This is a genomic window from Wolbachia endosymbiont of Tuta absoluta (genome assembly GCF_059414725.1).
In genome coordinates this window covers 1-7,241 of record NZ_JBNRJY010000237.1, presented here as the reverse complement: position 1 = coordinate 7,241, position 7,241 = coordinate 1, and the positions used below count along the sequence as shown (strand labels likewise).

At 33.0% G+C, this 7,241-nt stretch carries 5 protein-coding genes; 4 read left to right on the top strand and 1 reads right to left on the bottom strand.

Annotated features, from left to right (window positions below; all coding sequences use genetic code 11):
• Positions 1–384 precede the first annotated feature (384 nt).
• A complete protein-coding gene (locus ACJ5GX_RS02675; protein ID WP_019236615.1) occupies positions 385–1,836 on the top strand; it encodes a type II secretion system protein GspD in 1,452 nt (483 codons plus the stop codon).
• A gap of 227 nt (positions 1,837–2,063) precedes the next feature.
• Positions 2,064–3,626 carry a glutamine-hydrolyzing GMP synthase gene (guaA, locus tag ACJ5GX_RS02670; RefSeq protein ID WP_052265035.1) on the top strand — a complete coding sequence of 521 codons (1,563 nt, stop codon included), beginning with the start codon at positions 2,064–2,066 and terminating at the stop codon, positions 3,624–3,626.
• Positions 3,627–3,846: 220 nt separating this feature from the next.
• Here the strand turns inward: guaA and ACJ5GX_RS02665 are convergent, their stop codons facing one another.
• Positions 3,847–4,539 (bottom strand): TerC family protein, encoded by a 693-nt coding sequence (locus ACJ5GX_RS02665; protein WP_026097226.1) that lies wholly within the window; start codon positions 4,537–4,539, stop codon positions 3,847–3,849.
• A gap of 282 nt (positions 4,540–4,821) precedes the next feature.
• Here ACJ5GX_RS02665 and ACJ5GX_RS02660 point away from each other — a divergent pair, with 282 nt between their 5' ends.
• The gene (locus ACJ5GX_RS02660; RefSeq protein WP_052264917.1) at positions 4,822–6,198 is read left to right on the top strand and encodes a malonyl-CoA decarboxylase; all 1,377 of its coding nucleotides are present in this window, start codon (positions 4,822–4,824) and stop codon (positions 6,196–6,198) included.
• Positions 6,199–6,283: 85 nt separating this feature from the next.
• On the top strand, positions 6,284–7,241 hold a 958-nt coding region (locus ACJ5GX_RS02655; protein ID WP_495292674.1), incomplete at its 3' end, for a hypothetical protein.

Here is a 7,241-nt window from a genome sequence, read left to right as displayed (position 1 = left end):
TATAGCTATGATAGAAGTTATCTATACCAATATACTTTAACTAGAGATTATAAATTAATGAAGTTGAAAAGTCTGCAGACGAAGATAGATTTCGAGCTCTAGAATATCTTCACTATCAAAGTAACAAAGCTGTCAAAATTTGTCAAGTAATTTTTATCGCAACTGTACAAACATTGCACAGGACAAATTTAAAATGCTGTAAAATGGTGTCTGTTCAGACGCATGTGAAACCAGTGCTTCTTTTCATCCCACTTCCATGCGGCTAAACCCTTTTCATAATCTCCTATCTATCATTTCTTAAACCACTCCCCTGAACGGATACAATTAAATACATTTTTAACATTTTTATAGAAAACTATTAGTATAGATTTGTATGCTGCCCTCATGGCTATTTTAAAATGTTTAATACTCCTTTTCATTATTTCTTGTACACATCTACCTAACAAGCAACATTCTGTTAATATAGACAATTATAAGCACGATTATTCGTTGCAACAATATAATACTCCTTTGAAGAATAACGAACCAGCAATACCAGAAATGATACCTTTACCGGTAGAGTTTCCCGATCTTACAACCAGTAATCAGTTTCTTTCGATTAATGTTGATGAAAAAGTACCAGTAAAGGATTTACTGATTGAAATAGGAAAACTTTCTGACATTAACTTAGACATAGATCCCAAAATATCAGGTAATATTACTTTAAAGCTAAAAGATAAGAACATAAACGAAGTAATTCAGAATATAGCCAACAGCGCCAAATTGCGTTACTCAATGAATAATGGTGTAATTAGAATTGAACAAGATTTGCCATATGCACAAAATTATTACGTAGACTTCATCAATATTCAACACTCTGCTCAAAGCAATTTTGTCGTTAGTGGCAATGTTACAAGCAGCGATGCTGACAGGAATGTTAGAAAGTCTCAATATAGCAGTGACTTATGGAGTTCATTAGAAAAAGGCTTAAATGCAATAATGGATGTTAATGGAGTGGATGATGGTGAATTTCTTTCATCCAACAGAGAAGCTGGTGTCATTATTCTAAATGCTAGAAAAGATATTCACAAAGCTGTTGAAGAATATATTAATAAAGTTAAGAAATTGGCGTCTTCTCAAGTAATGATCGAGGCCAAAATAGTTGAAGTTGTATTAGACGATAAATACCTTTCTGGTATCAACTTAAATGATTTGCATAATGAAACAAAATCTATAACAAATCAAGATAGTTCCATTACTAGCCTGGTAATGAACTCTGATTTAGAAAATTTAGTAAAAACTTTAGACAAGTTTGGCACTTCAACCGTAATTTCAAGCCCTAGAGTACATGCTATAAATAATCAGCAAGCAATGATTTCATTTACTAAAAACCATATCTATTTTACTTCCGATATACAGAAAGATACCGGAAACTCCAATCATGCCTTAATTACCAAGATGAATAGCACTCCAATAGGTGTGGTGTTAATAATCCACCCAAGCATTAACATTGATACTAACGAAATATTTATGGATATACACCCAACCTTATCAAGAATTAACAATTACACTAAAGACCCAAATATAGAATATGTCGCACAACAGAATAAAATGAAATTAAATAGTGACATTCCAATTATTGAAACCAGAGAAATGCACTCTACGTTAAAAATTAAGAGCGGCGAAGTTATGGTAATTGGTGGGCTTATAGAGCATAGAAAAGATAACCAAAACTTATTGCATCAAAAGTCAAAAAAACTGGCTAAGACAGTAGAAACCGTCATCTTCCTGAAAGCAACAATCGTACCAACACTTGGTTTATTAGATATAAAAGATAGGAATTTATATATATATTAAACGTATCCGTTCAGGCAATGGCATCAACTTAAGGAAAGATGTTGGGGTTGCTATTATGATAAGAAGAGAGTATCAGAATGATAATTAAGACAGCTTAATCATAAATCTGTTGCAGTAAATTTAAGTTACTTTAGTCATATATTAAAGTTTTTAAACAGGTCTTAGTTTACTTACTTTATTGTTTTCTTTATTATCAAATATTGCTTTAAATAATATGGAGGAGCACATTGTCAGCAATTGCCGTTATTGATTTTGGTTCACAGTTTACACAGCTTATTGCAAGACAAATCAGGGAAATGGGCGTTTACTGTGAAATATTTCCAAGCAATATCGATTTCGAAACAGTATCAAAATTCAATGGATTTATTTTTTCTGGAGGACCGCAATCTGTAAATGACAATTGCTCTGAAGTAAGTGAAGTAGCACATAAAATTATAAAACTTAACGAAACAATAAACACTCCTATACTTGGAATATGTTATGGACAGCAACTCATTTGTCATTATTTCGGGGCAAAGGTAAGAAAAGAATTCAATCAGGAATTTGGCAAAACTAAAATCAAGATACTAAAAGAATCCCCAATTATAAAGGATACTTGGGACGTTAATTCCGAAGTCGATGTGCTAATGAACCATGCAGACAGTGTCGAAACTATACCGCAAGGATTTACTGCTATTGCCTCAGGTATAATAAATCAAACAATCGCAATAATTGCCAACGAACAGCGGAAGATTTACTGCACTCAGTTCCATCCTGAAGTTAAGCCTACGACAAATGGTAGTAAACTTCTCTCTAATTTCTTAGATATTGCAAATTGTGAGAGAGATTGGACAATGAAGTCATTCATTGAAAAACAGAAGGAAAAAATTCAAAACTTAGTAGGGGAGAAAAAAGTAATTGCTGCAGTAAGTGGGGGGGTTGATTCAAGTGTTGCAGCAGTTCTTACACACAAAGCTATAGGAAAACAATTAAACTGTATTTTTATCGATACTGGGTTATTGCGTAAGAGCCAGACCACTGCTATGTTAAAAGAAATTCCAATAAATTACGTTGATAAATCAAACTTGTTTTTAAGTAGGTTAAAGGGAATAACTGATCCGGAAGAAAAGCGAAAAATTATCGGCAATACTTTTATCGAAGTATTTGAAGAAGAGGCAAAAAAAATAGGTGATGTGGATTTTTTAATGCAAGGCACCATTTACTCTGATGTAGTTGAATCAGGGCACGCTTCAGGAAACACTAGTACAATTAAATCTCATCACAATGTTGGTGGGTTGCCAGAAAAAATGAATCTGAAACTAGTAGAACCTTTACGCTATCTCTTTAAAGATGAAGTAAGGCTGCTTGGCAAAGAAATTGGGCTTTCAGATGAGATAATATTTCAACATCCATTTCCTGGGCCTGGACTTGCAGTGAGGATCATAGGTGAGGTTGATGAAGAAAAGGTACGAATATTGCAAGAAGTAGATGAAATATATATCAACACAATGAAAAATTATGATCTGTATGATAAAATATGGCAGGCTTTTGCTGTACTGTTACCAGTAAAAACTGTGGGAGTTATGGGAGATAATCGTACATACGGATATGTTTGCGCTTTAAGGGCTGTGACTTCATCTGATGGCATGACAGCTGATGCATTTCCATTTGAAAATAAAGATCAACATTCGTTAGTATTTTGGAGGTTTTTGCAAGACGTCAGTAGTATAATTGTTAACAAAGTTTCCGGAGTAAATCGAGTTGTGTATGATTTAACTTCCAAGCCACCAGCAACTATTGAGTGGGAGTAGCAATAATTTCATTCCAGTTTCAGCTACTCGAATCACACCAAAGAGGCTGCTTGCATAACTCAAATTTTAAGGAAAACTATTTAATGTCATTCCAGCGCGTAACGCTGGAATCCAGAAAAAAAGAACCAGTGTCAGCTACTCGGATGACATCGAAATGTTCGTACAGATATTCGTCACACACCGGAATAAAAATTAGACTTTTGCCTTGTGCAAAATAATTTCAAGGCCGCATTGTCTTTATTTTGCTTATAGCTTCCACAAGCACTGCAAACATAAATGAAGAATACAAATATGCTTTTGGTAGTTCTATGTGAAGCCCTTCAAGTGTTAGATATACACCGACGAGTAAAATAAATAGAATGGCAATTACTTTTAAGCTTGGGTTGGATTTTATTACCTGAGCGGTATAATTTGATGAAAATAGCATCGCTAATATGGAAAATGTAAATGCTATGGCAATGATTATCATATTGTGAGTTAATGCTATGGCAGTTAATATTGAATCAACCGAAAAAACTAAGTCTATTAATATAATTTGTAGCACAACTAAAAAAAATTGTGATTTAACATTTGCCTTTGTTTTGTTCTCCTTATGTACAAAAATTTCGCTCCATAACTCTATAGAACTTTTAACAATAAGGAATAACCCTCCTGCAATCATAAGTAAATCCTTTACTGAGATATCTAGCGATACAGCGTGAAATATAGGCTTTTGCATTGATAGTATATATGATGTAAAAAATAGTATTACAAAACGCATCAATAGCGCTAAGCCAAAACCTATAAGGCGGGCTCTTTCTCTCAGCAGATTTGGCACCTTATCTATTGCTAGAGAAATAAAGATTAAATTGTCTATACCAAGTATAGTTTCAAGTAGCGTAATTATCAATAAAGTCCAAGCATCAGCTAGCATTTTCATTCCAAAGTCAGATTTTGTACTTTACAATAGATGTGTAAAAATTAAGTAACTTCGACTAGGTAATTAAAAAATCAGCCTTACCCGGAAAAGAAAGAGGCAAAAGGGCATTTTTATAATAAAAGTACTTTTGTAAGAGAAATAATGAAATTAAAAATCTAACTCTCTTTACGAAAATTTTAAATAGATTGTAAAATAGTTGTACCATGAAAATATATGCCTTCTTTATAGACTAAGATTTTTCTTTAAATTAAGATAGATACACGATAAAAGGAACATATGACAAAAGAATCATTAGCAAAAACTGATATAGTAAAAGTTGAAGATAAGAAAGCAACAAAGGGATTTTTTAAAATATTAGGTGAAGTAGCAGATGCTGTAAGGTCATGGGTTGGCAATATTGGCCCTGATTTAAGTAGTAGTCGCGATGTCGATAGTTTAGTCTTGAAGATGAACGAATGCTTAAACCCAAAGGGGGGTGAAGTCTCAGCACGTAAGAACACCGTATCTCTTGGTAATTTGTACTTGAGTTTATCAGAGGCAGGTCAAATAAAATTTTTACAAACCCTGGCAGAAAAGTTCAATCCGGATAAAACGAAAATAGATGAAGAAATGAAAGTATATAAGAAAAATCAAGATTCTGAGTCGAGCTATAAGTTTGAACAAGACTTAATAAAAGTCCTTGAATCACCACGCTCTAAAATATTGAAGCAGTTTATCTCCTTACCGGAGGGCCTTAAGTTTATTGTTGATATGCGTTCTGATGTACTCAAGCTGAAGAATCAATATAAAAGTCTAAGTCCACTAGAAAACGAATTAAAAAGTATACTTTGTACTTTGGTTGATGTTGATCTACTTGATCTTCATCAAATCACCTGGGATTCACCTGCATCATTGTTGGAAAAACTTATAAAATATGAAGCTGTACATAAAATTTCCTCTTGGGGTGACTTAAAAAACAGACTAGATTCTGATCATCTCTGTTTTGCTTTCTTTCATTACAAAATACCAAATGAACCTTTAATTTTTGTAGAGGTTGCACTGATGAATGAGATTGCAGATAGTATTCAACACGTTTTGGACGAGTCAGTTCCTTCAAGTGACCCAAGCAGTGCAAGTACTGCTATATTCTATTCAATATCAAACACTCAAACTGGTTTATCTGGAATTAGCCTCGGTAACTTTTTAATAAAGAGAGTCGTAGAAAAACTATCGCAAGAATTTAAAAGCGTAAAAGTGTATGCAACTCTTTCTCCAGTTCCTGGATTTACAAAATGGCTAAAAAATCAAGACGTAGCTTTATTAGGTAAGCTTAATATAAAACAATCAGGTACAGAAATTTTAGAAAGCATAAAAACTAACATTGAATGCGAAAAACAGTCCCTACTGAAACTTTGTACACATTATTTGCTAAAGGTTAAAAGCAGTGGTGGGGGTGCTTATGATCCAGTAGCACACTTTCATTTAAGCAATGGTGCATCAATCAAACAAATCAACTGGATGGCTGATACTTCTGAAAAAGGCATTAGTCAGTCAGCCGGAATAATGGTGAATTATCTGTATGAGCTGCCTAAAATAGATAACAATCATGAGAATTATATGATTAATAAAGTGATTTCTCATTCAAAAAAAGTGTCAGCTATGTTAAAGGAATAATAGGAAGTGCGCAAGCATATAGAAAGTGCTAACATTCCCTAATGTTTATGTATATAATATTAAATAGTTTTATGAGGTAAAATGTATGAATAGTAATGAATTAGAAGAATTAAAGAAACTAAAACAAAAGATACAAGATGCAGTAGCACATAAAAAATTGTATGGTGTATTATTTGCAGATTCTAAAGAGATAGAGTTATTCAATAATTGTATTAGCAGTATTAAAAGTAATGGAATAGGCAAAGAGGAATCAAATGAATTGATAACCATTTATAAAGGACTTAATTCAATATTTGATAACATTAGTTCTGACTGGGATGGCAATAAGGGTAGCCTAAATGCTCAAAAAATTATTGTACATTATCAAAACTTAGAGTCTATCTTAAAGATAGTAAACATAATTAAAGAATTGAAGACAATATTGGGCCAAGCATTCGTGATCTTCGACTTTGATGAATCCGGGTTAATCCAGGATATCGAATCACTCCAAAAAAAAATGAAAGAAGTGCTAGAAAACATGCAACAACAAGAACAAAGTGCAGCAAGGAAAAAAGAGTTAGAAGAGAAAGCTAAAGCAGAGTTTAGCAAGTATATAGAAAACGGCACTATTGATGCGATGTCAATCAAAAGGGATAGTAATTCAGATCTTCTTTATACAATAATTAAGCTAAAAGAAGACAATAAAAGCACAGATATTAAAGTAAGCGAATTTTTAAATAGTGATTTTTGTAAAGAAAACAATATTGCCGGTTTTCTTCTTTCAAGTGGAGATCAAAAAGAATTTATCAGTGGTAAAATACATGAGGGGATTAGATATTATCATATAGGTACCACAGTTCAATATGGAATAAAGTTTAACTGGTATGTAGACGGAAAGGAATGTAGCATTACATTAGGTGCTAACAGTGATGATAGTATTAGAATAATAAGTGATAGACCAACTGATGCGGATTTAGAAAAAAATAAAGATGTAAAGATTAAAGTTGGTGATGCTTACCTAAGCCTTGCTGATGCAGTAAAAACGTGTAGACAGCAAGAAGATC